We start from the raw sequence: 18121 nt of genomic DNA on the forward strand, positions 1-18121 counted from the left end.
TTTACTAATATATAAATCTTAGATAATGTTCAGCGAACTTATATAAACCTCCTTTTCTTAAATGATATGAGTAATATCAGGATTCGCCAAGGTTTCTTTCTCGCTGCTTCAAACCTTTAAGTATCAAATGGACAATTTCATCAACGAAATGTGTTTTCATTAATCGAATATAATCATCTTTACTCAGACCAGACTCTGAAGACAATTTTTCAACCGATAAATTTAACAATGATGTTTCTACCTGTTCGTAATTAGCTTCAAAGGAATTACCTTTTGCAATCTGTTGAAGTTCTATATACCCCGCATTATGGCTTATCTGCCACCCTTCAGCAAATTCTTCGCATATTTCATTATTTAAAATACTGTCACATAGCTTTTGGCAAAGTCCACCGAGACCTCCAGCCAAATATATTGGTTTATTCAAGTCGATAGCTATCAGAAATTCTTCTAGTACTCCAGGCATCTTACCTAAGTATCCCTCTAACTTGCCCCCTGCAAAAATTCTGATATCTGAATTCTCTATCGATTCTTCCCTCATAGTCGTTAAGCAACGCGACCATATATATTGGTTTTCTGGACAGTCAGGTTTAAGAAAAATTTCTTTATCCTTTAATATAGAGTCTATATCGCCAGGTACTTGATGCTTGACGATATCTAATAAACCATAATACTTAATACTAAATTCTTTACTGGCTGGAGTTAAGTACAAAGGCCACGCTAAGTGATTTTTAACATTAAACTGATCTGATTTTAAGCGCTCTTTTAATACTGATGCTTCTTCAAGAACAAACTCTGTAAAACCATTTTCCCTCAAGTCTCCCCCATAGATTAGAGTATGATCACGAGATAAAATATGTCTCGCCAAATCTTGAGAAAGTCTTTGCAACTCATCTGTATGCTGATGATGTTCCTCATAACCATCTTCAAGATAATCTGAAATAGAGATTCCAATATTATATTTCTCGGTTTGCTCTTCATTACTTGACCACAAAGGAGTAGACACTGTTATATTAAGATAATCTGTCCATATAGTCTCTTCTTGATATAGAGGTGGTTCAGGATAACAAAGATGCAATCTACCGGAGTCATTTGAGGAACTTTGATTCTTAGATAGAAGCTCTACTACCTGCTGTACTTCAGGAGGACGACAAAGAATAGAAGCTTTTGAATCAATCCATCCCTGAGATTGATAAAATTTTAAGGACACTTCTGCATATTTGAAACGCACAGTTTCTAATAAAGATGCAATTAGAATGCGCAATATATCTTTGTGCGTTAAAGTTTCAGCGGTAACGTGTACACAGGGTACATTACCGATAGAAGGGAAAATCCTATCTTCGTAGTCCTCAAGACTATTAACCACTACTATAGGTCTATGCTCTGATTTAGCAGTTAAAACTTCGCGCTGACACCAATATCTAGAAGAGTAGGCATCACTCACAATAGCTACCATTGTAGAATTTTTAAGATGACGTTCTATCTCTTCATCAAATTTAAAACCTGGCGATATTTCATTGGCATCGAAAAACCGATTCATATTACTATTGTCAATAAATCGCTTAATTTCTTGAGCGTGATTCAATCCTGTATCGCCTTTTTTTGCATGGCTTAGGAATAACTTTATTGACGTCTCTTTTCCAACCTCATTAGAATTAATATCATTTAGACCATAACGATACAGCTCATGTGAAAGCTCTAAAATACCACTTTCTATACGGTTATCGTCGGGCCAATTATGCGCTCTAATGAAATTATAGTTTTTAAGAGTTCCAGAGTAACTATGCTTCATACCGGCTTCATCAATAGCAACTGGAACAATAAAGTAGTCAGTGCTACCGCCTAGTTTATTGAAGTAGTCTACCCATGATGGTTCGGTCAAAGTTTGTCCACTAGTAAATACGAAGACAACATTTTTATCAGCAAGCTTAGGCGGAGTGTTCTTCGGTGGGTTACTTGGATTTCTAGAGCTATAGAGAAAGGTAGGTATATTGATCTCCCGTGAAAATGGTCTATCTGTATCGCGAGTAATATACCTACGGAACTCACTAATAATGTTAAAAATAAATTCTTTGTCGGAAGGGTGCCAAATAAAGTGAACAGCAAGAGGTGGTAAGTTCTGAGTAGAAGTAGTCATATTATAAAGATCCAAGATGGCTTTGATTAAATTTAAGCTTGCCAGTAATTTTGATGTTCTCCACGATTTGATGAAAAATAGGTACGATTATTGCTAGGCGTAACATGTATATTATTCCTTCTATGAAAAGCCTCATGAATCCATGTCATTAGCTCATGATGGCTCGTAGGATAGGAATAAATTTTCGCATAGCCAGCTTGTACGTTGTCATAGAGTCTAGGTGGAACATTACACGGCGTGTATACAGTTCCATTTTCAGATATTGAATAAGAGCAAGACCCTAGCGCATATGATTGATAGCTTGGCAATAATATGCCAATAAGTCCTGAACGTGTATTCTGACTGGTTTTTTTGATGCTATACCCCACCTCCCAATCAACATGTTTTCTTTTCCAAGTATCTTGACCAATCAATACAATAGTAACTGAGCTTTGAGATATGAATCTGTCTCGAATCACCTGGCGAGTAGTTTCAGTTTTATTATTAGGATCAATATCACCATCTTGAACTGAGCGAGAAACAAAGATTTCAACATCATTTGAGAAGATATTTTCGAACTCTCTCCGATCATCATCATCAGCGTGATGGAAACTGATGAATACTTTATGTTTTGGTATATTACTTAGCATATGGTTCTTAACCTCCTTCGTGATATGATCACTTTATAAGTTATCATGTAAAACGTACCTACGGGTACGAATATGATAATTAGAGTAGCATAGATTTATTGAGAATCGGGATACTGAACAATCTCTAAACAAGGTAGAATCAAAATGACTAAAGCTAATAGTATTTCTTTGACTAGCTATATTAAACTTGTTAAAGAGACTAATAAGTTTACTTCTGATAAAGCTCTTTTCGGTGCTCAGATGGGATTGTTTAGTGAAGTAGGTAGTTTAGTATCTTTATTAAAAAAGAAGCTACTCAACAACGACTCAAATGATCATTCAAATGAGTTAGTCATCGAAGAGATGGGAGATATTTTCTGGTATTTTACACTTATCACCATTGTTGAAAGCATTGATCTCTATGAATTAATCAACGATATCGATCCCTATGATAAACATGAAAGTACAATTTTCATAACAGGAATTAAAACCCGACCGTTTATTAAAGTTAAGTCTAAAGAAAGTATTAGTGACACTCAATTATTATTCAACGATCTGATAATTCATACAACATCTCTTAGCAAAGATACTACTTCAGAAAAAATTGAAAGATTTTTAAATATTTATCTGAAAATGATGGAATTTTTAAATCTTGATTTGTTAAGTATTGTTGAAAATAATACTTTTAAAATTAGAAATAGATTTGTACCAATTGAAGAACTTTATTTACCTCTATTATCGTTTGATAGCACTTTTAGTAAAGATGAGCAGCTACCAGTAGAGTTCGAGGTCCACATAGTTGAAAAACCGAATGGTAAGGCTTATCTGAAATGGAATGATGTATTTATCGGGAGTGCTCTAAATGACAACCATCAAGAGAATGATAATTACAAATATCATGATGTATTTCATTTAGCATTTGCAGCCATACTACACTGGTCCCCTACTTTTAGAGCCTTAATTAAACATAAGAGAAAAAGTGACCCTTCTCTTGATGAAACACAGGATAGTGGCAGACCGATTGTGATTGAAGAGGGTTTGAGTGCCTGGTTGTTTTCCATATCAAAGCAAAGGGGTATTGATTTTACTAAGGAAAGTAGTATTTCATATGATCTATTAAAAACTATTCAAATTTTCATCAGAGGATATGAGGTTGAAAAATGTCCGTTACAGTTATGGGTAAAAGCTATTATCCAAGGATATACGGTATTCAATCAGGTCGTCGCAAATAAAGGTGGCATTATAATAGGAAATCGTAGAGAAAGAACACTTGGATTTAAAAAGCTTGATACAGAATAAAAATCAGCCACTCTACAATATCTAAATCAAATAAATAGTTGTAATAATTATGATTAAACCGAATGAAGAGGTTTTTAAGTATTATTTTTACTTTATTCAAGAAAGAATGAATATATTTTGGAACAAGTATGAAGAAAACTATCCTCTAACACGAGACCCTACCCTACAGTCTTATAAATTTACAAATGTTTATAGAGCAATGGATAGAGTGAGTCAATACCTAATTAAAAACGTTATTTATTCAGATGAAAAATTTTCTGATAAAGATGTTTTATTTCGAATTATCGTATTCAAAATATTTAACAAGTTTGAAACATGGGAGTATCTTGAGAGTGAAATTGGTGAAATTTCTTTAGAAAACTTTAATTTGAAGCACATCAATAACGCTTTACTAGCGCGTAAAGTAAGTAATCCTATATTTAATAATGCTTATATGATGACAGGCACACATTCTTTATATAACCATCTTAATTATAAGCATGAAAAATGGCTCCAAATGGTTAAAGATGAGTTAATTGGGCAGTCTGTCATCGATAAAATCATCGATGCTACTTCTTTATCAGATACTTTTGACCACCTCAGAGGCTGCTCTTTTATCGGTGATTTTTTAGCGTACCAATATGCTATTGATATGAATTATTCAAATGTAATTAACTTTAGTGAGGATTCATTTGTAAAGGCAGGAATTGGGTCTATTAGAGGTATTAAAAAGTGCTTTGGTAATGCTTCGTCAGCGAGTTATAGTAATGAAGACATTATTAAATTCACGCAAGAAAACTTTGAATATTATCAGACAAAGTTTGATTTTGATGAATTCAAGCCTCTTTTTGGGAGAGCGCCTACTCTCATAGATTTACAAAACTGCTTTTGTGAAACGGACAAGCTTTTAAGAGTAAAGATGCCAGACTTACAAGTTCAGAATAAACGTATTAAGCAGCGATATAAAGAGACACCTAAGTCATTAGAGTTATTTTTCCCCCCAAAATGGAATATTAACAATAATATTGAAAGATTGTCTTTAGCTCCAAGAGCAGAAAACTTCACACTCTTCTAGCAGCTAAAAATATAAGTAAGATCAGTTGTGTATATAGAGAACTAAGTGACAGATACTACGGGAGTTTCCTAAAAACTGTGTAACTGCTTATAATCCATTAACAGGAGAATAAGCAATGACTACTCAATCTGACATTAAAAAACTGGCCGAGCAAATGGCTGGTAGCATGAACAGCTTCGATGACATCAAAGACTTTCAGAGGCAGCTCATGCAATCTTTTATCGACACCGCACTTGAAGCCGAGATGGAAGACCATCTCGGCTACCCCAAGCATGAGAAAGCAGATAAACCAAACAAGCGCAACGGACACACTAAAAAGACCGTCCGCAGTGATACAGGCGATCTTGAAATCTCTACCCCAAGAGACCGTGATAGCAGCTTTGAGCCTGTACTCGTTAGTAAGCATCAAACCCGTATCTCAGGTCTCGATGATAAAATCATATTCCTTTACGCCAAGGGTCAAACCACCACTGAGATCGTAGAGAGCATTAAAGAGCTCTACGATGTCGACATTTCAAGCTCTCTTGTCTCAAGAGTCACCGATAACATATTAGAGGACATTACTGCTTGGCAGAACCGGCCGCTGAGCAGTGTTTATCCTATCGTCTATCTAGACTGCATCGTCGTGAAGATACGTCAAGACAAGCAGATCATCAACAAAGCCATTTACTTAGCCCTAGGCGTTAACCTTAACGGTAAAAAAGAGCTGCTTGGTATGTGGCTCTCAGAGAATGAAGGCGCTAAGTTCTGGCTAGGTGTTCTTACCGAGCTTCAAAACCGTGGCGTACAAGACATCTTAATCGCTTGTGTTGACGGTCTAAAGGGCTTCCCTGATGCCATTAACACCGTCTATCCAAAGGCACAGGTTCAGCTGTGTATCGTACACATGGTGCGCTATTCAATGAAGTTTGTGCCGTGGACGGATAAAAAGGCCGTAGCGGCTGATTTAAAGGCCATCTACGGCGCTGATACCCTTGAGATGGCAGAGGCCAATCTTGAGCACTTTGATGAGACTTGGGGCAAAGATTACCCGCACGTGGTCAAGTCTTGGCGCAATAACTGGGAGGGCTTAACGGTGTTCTTTGAGTATCCGAAAGACATCAGAAAAGTGATTTATACCACCAATGCGATAGAGTCGCTAAACAGTGTGATTCGGACGGCAGTGAATAAGCGTAAGGTGTTCCCATCTGATCAGGCAGCATTCAAAGTGGTGTACTTAGCCACCCAGCAGGCGTCTAAAAAGTGGTCGATGCCAATCCGTAACTGGACGTCTGCTCTGAATCGTTTTATGATTATGTTTGATGATCGCATCAGTAAGCATTTAATCTAAATGGCAGTTACACAGAATCTGGGATGGTCTCGATACTACTGGTATAATCTTAATTATCAACCCTGTGAAAATAGTAAGTATAGCACCTACTACCATAGCGTAAGCTAGTAACTTGTCGTACTTTTTATCAAGTTCATTAATCTGTTTCTGTAGTTGAGCTGGAGAGGCATTGTCACTTCCTGTCATGTGCTTATTTATTAGGTCTCCAGTGACTCCAGATTGTTTTTGGTGTTTACCATTATAACCTTCAGATATACTTTTAAGCTCTGCGAACCAAATTTGGAACAAAGGTTTTCCTACCGTTAGATTTATAGGACTAGGTCCAGCGTTTAACACTGAAAATACAATCTTCCCTTCGAAATGAGGGTCTACATGAAAGCCGGATATATTGACTAATCCTTTAAATTTAATGCCTGCCTTGATTGAAATAAATGCCATTAAGTTATTCGGCATCTTAATATTTTCTTGAGTTTCTAAGAAACAAAACTGTCCTGGATTAATGATTATCTGTCCATTCTTAGCTTTCAAAACTTCATGTTTACTATCTGATGCTGAGTATGAGTGACCGAGTGATAGCTCATATTTATTGCTGTCAATATTATTCTTATTATGAAGTGGAATGATCGTTTTCAATTCCCTTCTCAGATCTTCTCTACCTAAAAAACTCATGTTTTTCTCAAACTGTAAGGATGAATATTTGTTTATAAAATAATGTTCGAATATAATTGATGATCTGTATCTATATCGTTACTATGTATTCATAGTATAAACAATTTTTAGATTTATAGTTATTTATTAAGATACTTATGTAAACTAATAGATGTATCGTTATAGGAGGTTGATATGAGTAAGAAAAGCAATATTTTTATAAGCCACTATGGTAAAGATGATGATAATGTTCAGAAATTAAAGCAACGTTTGAAAGACAAAGGCTACGATATTCGCAATAGTTCTGTAGACAGTACTAAGCACAACAACGAAAAAAGCTCTGAAAATGATCAAGCTATTAGGAAAATGTTAAAAGAAAAAATCACATGGTCTGGTACATTTGTTTGTTTGATTGGTAAAAGAACGCATACGCGCCCATGGGTAGATTATGAAATTGAACAAGCTGTATCGATGGGTAAGAAAATTATTGGTGTTTATAAACATGGGTGCGCAGTTGATACTAAGCTTCCCGAAAATTTAGAAAAATATGCCGACTCAATTATAGGCTGGAATTCAACTGATGATATAGGCAATGCGATTGCAAGTGATAAAGCTTCGTTCGAAAATTCAGATGGAACCGAAAGCGAACCCCTATACAAAATTCAAAGAGTGAGTTGTTAAATATGAATATTTTTTCTTATAAAGTTGAGCATGATTTAGGTCTAGCACCTAACCCTTTCCATAACTTTTGTACATTAGCTGTCTGTAAGTCTTCTATCAGACGCAATAGAAACCTGTCTATCGGTGATTGGGTTATAGGTACTGGAAGTGAAGCTCTAGGTAATACTAACCATCTTATTTATGCGATGAAAGTGGAGGAAAAGCTCACATTTAATGAGTATTGGGAAGATGAAAGATTTGAAAGTAAAAAGCCTATAATTGAAGGTAGTCTAGTTAAAATATATGGCGATAATATATACCACCAAGACGCTAATAACGAAGAATGGATTCAGGAAGATTCTGCTCATTCATTAGATCAGGGATTAACTAACGAAGATCATTTGAAAAGAGATACAGGTGGACAGTATGTACTTGTTTCCCAAGAATTTTATTACTTCGGTGAAAATGCTCCTAAAGTACCAGAAGATCTTATAGAACTTTGTCCTAAAAGTCGTGATATGGAGTACTTAAATAGGTCACAGGGTGTTGTAGAAGCTTTTGTTAAATGGTTAAAAGATAATCATAAAACAGGCATACATGGCGATCCTATCAATTGGAAAGATCACTATTGATGTGTAGTTCAACAATATAGACGTGTGTGTTGAATGATAAAATTTCAGTAAATTATAACTCTGAAAATTATCATTAAAACGCATATATCAAGCTAAAATAGTATGACTAGAACATTCTAAATTCGTTTTCTTCCATTCTAGTCAAGTTTTCCATGCCAGCCATATCAGCTAATAAATTCGTATAATTGATTAATATTTTTTGCAGTTCAACCAAGTCCACTCGGAATTCTTGGCGAAGCTCTGAAGACAGTTCACAAGAAATAGTGTACTCGTGCCATTTCGCAGTGAATGGTCGTACACTTGGTTCAATACTACTATAGAGATTTTAGTAAGTTCTTTACATTGCCCTCCATTAGTTTTTAGAATGTCTCGTGTCGTTTGAAATAAAGAGTAGATATTCTTCAGAGCAGTTAATTCGTCTCCATGATTTTTTTATAATTGCTAGGTAGCAATACTTGTTAGTAATTCTACATATAACTCCCAAGCACGCTGTTTATCCTTTTAATTGGGTTGCCACTCCATACTTAGAAAACCTGTTGTAAGGCTTAATGAGCTAAGACTCCAACTATCAAGTAATTCACTTCATGTGATTATTCCTCTGTCTTTAATCATGCTTTGATATTGATATATCATTATAATGTATTTCATTAAATTGCTTAACAAGTACATAAAAACACTGATAGTACAATAAGTAACAATATTTTTTACAGATTATTGATTTATAAATCTGGTTATTCCATTAGGTGATTACTCACTTATATTGTTGGTATATTTGTTGGTATAAGGAATTTATTTTCACATAATAACTTTTTATATCAATTACTTAAAAACAAAGAATGGTTGATACTGGGCCCACCATATTTAAGTATTAATAAAAAAGACCTTCAAGAGATTGGAGGTCTTTTTTATTGTCTGTTGTTTTTTTAGTAAATAACAACTATGTGTATAAGCATAGGTATAGGCACTTTATTCAAGCCTCTTCGCTGACAGCGGATAATTATTGATAGTTTTGTAGTGCTGATTTTTTTCAGACCTCTTGCGAGCCGCTACAGCGTAATGTGCTAGTTTTGGACCCAAAAAGCCTAACTATTAATATAGATAGGCTTTTCTTAGGTAAACAAGTGCTTTGCCTCTACAAGTCAGTAACAGATCTATACACGTAATGACTATCTGTTCGTAGTAGACAGTTTGTATATAATCATTGAAGATGGCTGAATAAAATCCATGTACCGATTGCAATTAGCATCACACCACCAAATATTTCAGCTCTGTGACCGATTATGGAGCCCAACACCTTTCCTAACATCACCCCTAGAGTGACCATTATCGTAGTCGCTAGACCAATTAGACCTGCCGCCAGCAAAATATTGACCTTTACAAATGCTAGGCTCACACCGACAGCCATGGCATCGATGCTGGTACCAAATGCAGTCAAAGCAAGTTTGAAAAAAGAATGTCTCGATAGCACTTCTGCCGTTTCATCACTTGGCTTCAGTCCCTCATACAGCATGTGCAGACCGAGCGTAAAAAGTATGACAAACGCGACCCAATGATCCCATGCCTCAATAAAAGACGCATCTATAAAGGATGTGGCAGAGTGACCAATTAACCAACCAATAATCGGCGTGATCGCTTCAATGGTGCCAAAAATAACACCCATTCTGAAGGCTTCGGTAAAACGAGGGTTTTTAAGAATTGCTCCTTTACTGATTGCCACAGAAAAGGCATCCGTAGACATAGAAAAAGCAAGTAATAGAAGTGCGATAGGATTCATGTGATTTTCTCTGGTCGAGTATAGAGTCCACGACATAGCCACACCCCCGACCTGCAGTGTAGATATATCGATGGTCTCGCCAACCGAGAGGTGTTCGCACCATGGCATGTGGCCAAGTATGTTGATACGAACGCTTTCGCAGTACGAAAGCAGGCTACTCCCCAAAGAGTGCTTAGATTAGCATTGATACGCTATAAGTCAATCATAAAATACTAAAGAAGAATTTTACACCTGATAAAGCGTGAAGTTGGAAACGCTAGCAAATACTCTTGGAGCAGATGAATGATTTAGAGAGTTATGAACATTAAAAAACCCTTCACGCTAAATTTTCATAGCATGAAGGGTTTTTTAATGCGTGACGCTTTTTAGTAATCCACGGTATAGCTCAAGCCGTAAGTTGTCCCTGAAGCAGGTAAGCGGTTTAAATCGCCAAAGGTCGTTTGATGATACACGGTCTGATAGTCTTTGTTTAAGATATTATACACGCCGTAGCCCATACGTCCGACAGGTAATTTGACTTGCCCAAGCACATCAAAGGTCGCATAGCCTGTCAATGGCTGCGCACTCGCGTCTGGGTCGTTCTGTTGGTCTTTATAAGCCTTGTCGCTACCGCCGACTGCCAGCGCTTGCAAGCGAATGTTACTGCCTTCGCTAAAGTTATACTGCGCGTATGCCGTGCCTTTGAGTGGCGTCAGGCGTACTGCATCCAGCTCCAGCCAGTCGCCGTCTTTTTTGTATTGCCCGCGGGTATAAGCAACACTGCCGCCTACTTGCCAGTCTTTGTTTAAATCATGCGTGAGCGAGGCTTCAGCGCCGTAAATACGTTCGTCCGTATCGACGACTTCGACGGTATAGTCGTTGGTAAAGCGCACGGTTTTGTCTGAGTCGTTATAAAAACCGCTAACCTTTGCGCTGGTATCACCGCGCGTACCTGTCCAGCCCAGCTCGTAGTTATTGATAGAAATGGGCTGAATATTGTCTGAGTTGACCACAAATCCAGCGCGCACGTCACGTAAGGCGCGCTGCACGTCAGCCGTGGTAAAGCCTTGCGAGAAGTTAGCAAAGACTTGGTCGTCATCGGTCAACTGATAGCTGGTACCAAGGTTAAACAGTACTTTGTCGTGCTTACTGCTACCCGCCTCAACCGCGCCTGCTTCGTAATCAATACCGTAAGCGTCAGCAATATCACTGATGCCATTGGTCGCAAAATAATCCGCCAATAGCTGTTCATAAATGGGCACAAAACGGTCGGTATCCGATTTGATGTTTTGATAGCGCACGCCAGCGCTGGTGTGCCATTTGTCGGTCATATCCACATCGGCATTGACGAACGCGCCCCATTTATCGATAGTGGTTTTTGGTCCGCCGTTATAGCTCAGACCATTACTTGTTGAAGTCAAGCCATTACTTGCAAGGAAGGTAGTCAGGTCTTGGCCATAATAGGTCTGCTCACTCTCTTCACGTTCAAAGTCCGCGCCATAGCTGAACAAGGTATTTTTACCCATAACATCGGTTTCAGTCTGCATAGCGGCGCGCAATCCCATCACCTCAATGTCCGCTTCTGATTGAGTAACCACAGCCGATGCAGCCAATAATTTTCCTAAGGTTGTTTCATCCGTCAAGCCATTATTTACCCATACCTCTTGGGCTTGTTTGTTAAAAAGCTTTCCTGACGGATAAAAGCGCGCCTTTTCGTCACGGTAATAGCCTGTCAGACTTAAGTTAGAACCCAAAAAGTCGCTGTCATTGTAGTTTAGGTTGACCGAGCTTTTGGTATTGTAGGGCTGGTTTTCGATATTGGCGCCATCGATAGCACGTAGTGACGGTATAGTACCTTTTACTAGCAGTACAGACAGATCATTGCCGTAATCGACGCCATAATCGGTATCTTGCTCGCTGTCATAATAAGTCGCCGCAAGATTCATGGTTTTGGTATCGCTAATATCAAAGCCAAGGTTGGCGTTGACGCTGATAGTATCGGTGTCTTGGTTGTCGGTTTGGTTGGCATCAGGGCTGATGCGGTCGCCATGACTGTCAAACTTGCCACCTGTGGTCTCGTAGTCTACATCGACATTACCATACACGCGCTCGCCGCCGTAGCCGATGCTTTGTCCCACATGATAGCCGAGCGAGTCGGATTTAAACTCGCGGCTGCTGTTGATGCCAAGGCGCGTCTGTCTTGTCAAGCCATAGCCTGCCGTCGATTTGGTCACAATATTAATCAGACCGCCGGCTGCCCCCGCGCCATAGATGCTGGTCGCACCTGAGAGCACTTCGACGCGCTCAATTTGCTCAGGGTCGATGCTGTTTAGCTCGCGTGACAGACTGCGCGAGCCAGATAATGGCACGCCATTTAGCAAATACTGTACAGGACGCCCGTGCATGGTCGTGCCGTAGTTACTAACCGAGCCGCTGCTCACGCCAAGGCTGGGCACGAGCTGGGCTAAGATGTCCCCAACCGTGCGGTTACCTGTCGCCTGCGCCTGAATGTCCGCCTCATAAATCACTTGCGTGACAGCAGGCATTTCACTGATTTTCTGTGCCAGCGCTGTGCCTGTTTTGGCATTGGCACTAACTGTAATAGCATCTAAAGTCACACTAGGTACATCGCTTGATGATGCATTCGGGGTCGCCGCAGCGGTGGCCTGCACACCTGATGCACTTTGCACTGAATTGGTATTAGTTTGGGCGTATAACTGCTGGCTGATACAAAGGGTAAGAAGAGATAGAGCAACATGATGGTGGCTTTTCATAATTACTTCACTTAGGTTATTTCACTTAGTTGGATAGGTGGACAGTGATACGCGTTATATTTAGCAAATAATACTGTATGTACTAACTTTGTGAATGACATTCTAAATGATAATGATTTTTATTTCTATAAGTATTTACAAATAGGTTTTTATAAGTAGCGAGTGACCATGTTGACTGACTTACTGCAATTACCGTCCGTTTCTTTGGTAAATTTGGCGAAATGGTTAGACAGTGACATAAGCGGCTTGTCTCAAAGTTTGTTCAAATAAATAGATAAAAGGGATAAGCCTTCAAGCAGATCGTCATTGACACCGGTAATCTACATGCTGCCCAACTATGAAGTTGATCGTTATGGCGCGCGGGGTAATTTGCACGCTGAAGGAATCGTGAATAATAAAAGCACCGCGATGATCACCAGTATTTCTTGGATAGCGCTCGCCGTGCTGTCACTACTACCTGCTGCTAATAACTGCGCACCTCGACTGTCTATATAAATGGTGGACAGCGTGATAAATATAGTAGAGATGATACGGCGACTGATGTTATTAAGGGCTGCTCCCTCAGTGACCGCGTCTTTGGATAAGCTGCTAAACCCTACCGTTGTGGTTGGCAGGTAAGCCAAACCTACCCCAATACCTCGCACACTCATAATTAGTATTAATAGCCAAAGCGTGGGCTGATACAAGCACCATGCCAGCATTAAGGTAGACAGCGCACTAATCGCAATTCCTACGATGCCAATCCCTCTGGCACCTTGCTTATCTACCATCTTGCCAGCGTAATGCGTGGTGATACTGGCCACGATCGTCGCGACCATCAGGACAACACCTGTCCATAAGGCATTCTCGCCCATCACGTCTTGGATTAACACGGGCAATAGCAAGAGACACAACATCAAACCGACTGTTTGGCTAATGCTAATGATATTACTGTGCAAATAGGTCTTATTGTTAAACAAGCGCACGTTCAATAACGGATGACGCTGACGCCGCTCATATGCCCACCAAACCATCGCAGACAGTAGAAATCCAATAGATAATAAACCCAACGTGGCTATCTTTAATAATCCGTCACTGCTGAGTAGCCCGCCAGTAAAATCTATTTTCAGCGTGCTCAGCCAAACCATCATCGCAAGCAGCCAAACAAGCAAACTGATAAACCCGATGATATCGAAAGGGGTTTCTTGATCATGTGAGCGCATGTCAGGTATTAGCCGCCATACCATCGCCATGACCGCCATACTAAGTGGCAACGTAATGGCAAACAGTGTCCACCACGCAAACTGCTCAACCAAGTAAGCACCGACCAAAGGGCCAAACGCTAATGACATCATAATAACAATGCCCCATAGCGCCATTACTCTGCCGTGCTGCTGCAGCGGATAAATCTGATACAGCATACCAATAGACAGCGGGATAATCAGACCGCCACTCAGTCCTTGTATAGCCCTAGCAATAATGACAAAGCTCATACTAGACGCCAGCATGCCAATAACTGAGCCCAACATAAATCCAAAAATTGCCGCCAAATAAACATGCTTAAAAGGAAACTTTTTGTTTAAGTAGCCACTCAGCATCAGCCCCACACTCATGGCCAAGACATAAGCATTTAGCACCCAGCCGCCCATCACAATATCGACATCAAACACCGACATAAAAACAGGAATGGCTGGATTAAGCGCACTATTGCTAAAGCTGACAACCGTACCGCCGAGTAATAGCGTCAGTAATACCTGCTGTACTTGTTTGTTGCTCAAGCCATCACTACTACTCTGAGAGGTTTCGTTTATAGAAGACTCATTTGTAGATACCTTGTTTATAGGGGCTTTATTTATAGGGGCGTTGCTCATTAAGCAGTGGCACCATAAAATTGGGTGATGGTCGGCATGACTTGTTCCTAGTTATTATTTTGCTAGCCTGCCAAGCACGTCATCCAATCTAGCTGAAACTTAACATCGTTATTCTTATCAAACTGCTGATCAAGTAAGGTTCGATAGGTCTATGCTGAATGAAGTAAAAATTGTCGGCCATTCAATGCTTGCAGACATGAGCTATCTATTTGCTGAGGCTGGTACCTTACGAATGAGCCATAAGAAATACCCACCACCGATAATGGCAGCAATCGTACCAGCTGGCAGCTCATAAGGGAAAATAACATAACGGCCAATCCAATCCGCTATCACCATTACCCCTGCCCCTAAAAGTGCAGCTAGTGGCAATTGTCGTTCAAGCTTCACAGCTCCCAGTGAAGTAGCCAAATGCGGCACCATCAAACCAATAAAGCTCAATGGGCCAACGGCAAGCGTGCTGGCCGTACTAAGTGCTGCTACTAATGCCAATAACGACAAAGTCACTGGCGTAACTGCCACACCTAAATTACGCGCCACACCTGTACCTAGTCCAAGAACGCGCAAAGGCTTAATCAGCAGTAGACTGAGTATAAATAAGATAGCGGCAATGCCAATGAGATACCATACTGTACTGGGCTGCGCACTGTAAGTCGTCCCTGATAACCAGCTGAGCATTGCTTCTAGACGTGGATCTCCCGAGAGCTTGACCATATGCATCACCCCATCCATCATGGCGGCAATGCCTATACCTACTAACAATAAATAACCTGAGCTGACCCTGCGTGCCAGCCAAATAATCAATAGCAGCACGGCCATCGCTCCTGACAGTCCTGAAACCAGCAACGTCCCTGCTCCCGCAGATAGCCCTAAACTTGGTAATAATAAAAACCCTAAAATAACCCCCAATGCAGCACCTGAACTGACACCTAGCACCTCAGGACTGGCCATAGGGTTACGCGTTAAGGTTTGCAGTAGCACACCGGCGACTGCCAACATCAAGCCTGTGGCCGCAGCGCTCAAACTGCGAGGTAAGCGGTACTGCTGCGTAAGCGCCCAGTCCGTACTTAACCCCCAACCATTGATATCTTGTACAAATAAACAGGCAAACATGATAATAGCGAGCACGCCAACGCCCCATCGCCAAAAGGCAATGGATGTATGCTTACCTGCAAGCATCGGTGTCACTGTCTCTATCCGCTCGCGACGCTGACGCAAAATCAGCCAAATAATCAGCGGTGCACCCAAGATACCTGTCATGGCACCAGCTGGAATCTGCATATCAAGTAACGGCTCAAGCAGTAACGCGACATTACTGGTCAACAACAACAGCAGCGCCCCCAACCCAAAAGCAGTAGCCAAACGCTTACCAATAGCAGAAATACCTAGCGCATTGACCAAACTTGCCGCACCAAGACCAATAAAACCAATCAAGCCAACTTCACTAATCACTAAAGCAGTCACAATTGCCACAATCAACACAACAAGTGCGCGAATCCCATTAATAGGTACACCCAGACGTTTTGCCTGCGTGTCATCTAGACTCATCAGCGTTAATGGTTTTAGTAATGGCAGACATACGACCGCCATCAAAATAGCAGTGATAACTAGCGCGATACTGGTATGCCAGCTATTTTGTGCCAAAAACCCAGCCGCCCATGACAACATGCCATTGCTACGCTCAGCAAAAAATAGCACTAGTACATTGGCTACGGCCGCCAGCAAAATATTGACCACCAAACCGGCCAATATCAAAATCAATGGATTAAATCGACTGGGTGCTGATAAGGCAAAGACCAGACCCATACTGATGATAGCCCCTACAAAGGCCACATAAAGTCCGCCATAAATAGCTAAGCTAGGCAAAAACAAAGTGACGATGAGCATGGCCAACTGTGCACCAACACCCACCCCTAGCGTCGTATCTGATGCGAGTGGGTTTTTTACCAATTGCTGTAGTAAAATACTGACCACGCCTAATAGCCCGCCAGCCAACAACGCCACCACGCTGGTCGCCACTAGATGCAGCTGTATCGCCATACTGGCAATATCCAATTGCGAGCTTGGTATAAGCAAGTCACTGACTGGGCGCGTCCACTGTTGATCTAACAGCGCCCAACTACTCCATAACGACAAAGCCGCTAGTCCGATGAGCATGGTCCATAGTCGCCAAGACAAATTGGCAAACAAGGAAGTTTGAGAATTGGGTTGATTCGGTGGCTGATTCAGTGGTGATGACTGTTTCGATGACGTTGATGAGGGTTTTGGAACTGTTGCTGCTTGAGAAGCTAATGTCATTGGATGAGCACTGTCGGTGTGGTTATTGATATTATTGTTTTGGTTGTTGTGAGTATCTGCATTGGCGCTCATAGTACTTCCCCGCCTTTTAATGAAACTTCTGACAAGTTGTTTGCTAAGCTAACCAATGATGACATCCCGCCATAAATCCATACTGGTGGTAACTCTCCCACACAGCGGGTATTACCATAACCCAGGCGCTGCCAAATCAAGCTGTCATCAATTTCAGCTCTAGTAATTGGGCTTAGTGGATCGATAATTAATAGACAAGTCTCATCATCTAGTTGCGCCAAATCTCCCATTCGTATTGGCACAAACCCCCACTGATTGCCATTGCCCAATACCACAAGCTCTCTGTCCATCTGCTCTAGCGCAGGCTGAAATAAACTATTTGCCACATACATACGCATGTTATTGGCATCTGCAAACTGTACCACTGCGAATTTCTTGGCTTTTGGATAGCGCTGCTGAAATTGCTGACTGGCCAGCTGTATGTCTTTTTGACTTTGTACAATATAGTCTTCAGCCATCTTCGGATTATCAATCAGTACGCCAAGCTCCCGCGTCGGTTCGGTATAGTCATCCCACGTTGCTGTCTCTCCTTTTGCCGCAGACATTACAGATTCCGCAGGGACATCGCCATATAAATTGCGTGCATGCTCATAAAAATAATTATCTATGACCATATCGACAGGCAGTTGAGCGATTAGCTCAGCGTTGGGCTGATAGCGGATGCCTAAGTCTGTTATCGATGTTGGCAGTTTAGGGCTACCCACCCATCTGTCCCAAACCCTAACATCACCTGTCGCAATTGGTGCATGCCCCATCGCTATTAAAGTCGCTGCATTACCCCAGTCGGGAGACACGATATTCATCCTATCGCTATGACTGTTTTCTGCTTCTGAGGTAGTGGATGTCTGACTATTACAGGCCGTCAATACCAAGCACAATGCGAGGGCGAACCATTTTAGTGTTGTCATTACTGATACTGACGTAACCATTGGATGTTTTGATAATTTATCTGTATAAAAAACGGGAGGCATAGAAGCGTATCTTTGTAGGCGAATTAAAAAGAAGGAGCAAA

At 40.7% G+C, this 18121-nt stretch carries 13 protein-coding genes and 1 riboswitch; of the genes, 5 read left to right on the forward strand and 8 right to left on the reverse strand.

Going from position 1 to position 18121, the window contains the following annotated elements; translation table 11 throughout:
* Window positions 1-76: 76 nt before the first annotated feature.
* Together ACS8FA_RS23080 and ACS8FA_RS23085 are read right to left on the reverse strand one after the other, a co-directional pair.
* The gene (locus ACS8FA_RS23080; protein ID WP_165596822.1) at window positions 77-2134 is read right to left on the reverse strand and encodes a TIR domain-containing protein; all 2058 of its coding nucleotides are present in this window, start codon (window positions 2132-2134) and stop codon (window positions 77-79) included.
* Window positions 2135-2166: 32 nt separating this feature from the next.
* Window positions 2167-2763 carry a TIR domain-containing protein gene (locus ACS8FA_RS23085; RefSeq protein ID WP_165596821.1) on the reverse strand — a complete coding sequence of 199 codons (597 nt, stop codon included), beginning with the start codon at window positions 2761-2763 and terminating at the stop codon, window positions 2167-2169.
* Between the two features lie 144 nt (window positions 2764-2907).
* On the opposite strand from ACS8FA_RS23085, the gene ACS8FA_RS23090 reads away from it, so the two are divergent.
* From ACS8FA_RS23090 to ACS8FA_RS23100, 3 genes are all read left to right on the forward strand, one after another.
* Entirely contained in the window at window positions 2908-4041 is a 1134-nt protein-coding gene (locus ACS8FA_RS23090; protein WP_439267327.1) for a MazG C-terminal domain-containing protein, read from the forward strand.
* A gap of 49 nt (window positions 4042-4090) precedes the next feature.
* Complete coding sequence (locus ACS8FA_RS23095; protein WP_439267326.1) at window positions 4091-5095, forward strand: nucleotide kinase domain-containing protein; 1005 nt, start codon at window positions 4091-4093, stop codon at window positions 5093-5095.
* 115 nt (window positions 5096-5210) lie between these two features.
* Window positions 5211-6425, forward strand: a complete 1215-nt coding sequence (locus tag ACS8FA_RS23100; protein WP_439267509.1) for an IS256 family transposase — start codon at window positions 5211-5213, stop codon at window positions 6423-6425.
* On the opposite strand, the gene ACS8FA_RS23105 is transcribed toward ACS8FA_RS23100, so the two are convergent.
* On the reverse strand, window positions 6417-7094 hold the full coding sequence (locus tag ACS8FA_RS23105; RefSeq protein WP_439266801.1) for a dCTP deaminase domain-containing protein: 678 nt from the start codon (window positions 7092-7094) through the stop codon (window positions 6417-6419). The two genes, ACS8FA_RS23100 and ACS8FA_RS23105, sit on opposite strands and share 9 nt — an antisense overlap.
* Window positions 7095-7268: 174 nt before the next feature.
* On the opposite strand from ACS8FA_RS23105, the gene ACS8FA_RS23110 reads away from it, so the two are divergent.
* Both ACS8FA_RS23110 and ACS8FA_RS23115 read left to right on the forward strand, forming a co-directional pair.
* Window positions 7269-7754, forward strand: a complete 486-nt coding sequence (locus ACS8FA_RS23110; protein ID WP_439266799.1) for a TIR domain-containing protein — start codon at window positions 7269-7271, stop codon at window positions 7752-7754.
* Window positions 7755-7756: 2 nt separating this feature from the next.
* Window positions 7757-8365: an Nmad2 family putative nucleotide modification protein gene (locus ACS8FA_RS23115; protein WP_439266797.1), complete on the forward strand. Its 609-nt coding sequence runs from the start codon at window positions 7757-7759 to the stop codon at window positions 8363-8365.
* Between the two features lie 1198 nt (window positions 8366-9563).
* Here ACS8FA_RS23115 and ACS8FA_RS23120 read toward each other — a convergent pair.
* The 5 genes from ACS8FA_RS23120 to ACS8FA_RS23140 form a co-directional block, all read right to left on the reverse strand.
* Complete coding sequence (locus ACS8FA_RS23120) at window positions 9564-10175, reverse strand: manganese efflux pump MntP (protein ID WP_439266795.1); 612 nt, start codon at window positions 10173-10175, stop codon at window positions 9564-9566.
* A riboswitch (yybP-ykoY riboswitch) is annotated at window positions 10147-10314 on the reverse strand. It overlaps the preceding gene by 29 nt.
* Before the next feature lie 190 nt (window positions 10315-10504).
* Window positions 10505-12892 carry a TonB-dependent receptor gene (locus ACS8FA_RS23125; protein ID WP_102091428.1) on the reverse strand — a complete coding sequence of 796 codons (2388 nt, stop codon included), beginning with the start codon at window positions 12890-12892 and terminating at the stop codon, window positions 10505-10507.
* 350 nt (window positions 12893-13242) lie between these two features.
* Window positions 13243-14742 carry an MFS transporter gene (locus tag ACS8FA_RS23130; protein WP_439266793.1) on the reverse strand — a complete coding sequence of 500 codons (1500 nt, stop codon included), beginning with the start codon at window positions 14740-14742 and terminating at the stop codon, window positions 13243-13245.
* A 201-nt stretch (window positions 14743-14943) separates the two neighbouring features.
* Window positions 14944-17109, reverse strand: a complete 2166-nt coding sequence (gene fhuB / locus ACS8FA_RS23135; protein WP_439266791.1) for a Fe(3+)-hydroxamate ABC transporter permease FhuB — start codon at window positions 17107-17109, stop codon at window positions 14944-14946.
* Complete coding sequence (locus ACS8FA_RS23140; RefSeq protein WP_439266789.1) at window positions 17106-18017, reverse strand: ABC transporter substrate-binding protein; 912 nt, start codon at window positions 18015-18017, stop codon at window positions 17106-17108. The genes fhuB and ACS8FA_RS23140 overlap by 4 nt, the downstream gene beginning before the upstream one ends.
* Between the last annotated feature and the right edge of the window lie 104 nt (window positions 18018-18121).

This window comes from Psychrobacter sp. 1Y1 (genome assembly GCF_051847395.2).
In the GTDB taxonomy this organism is placed as follows: Bacteria; Pseudomonadota; Gammaproteobacteria; order Pseudomonadales; family Moraxellaceae; genus Psychrobacter.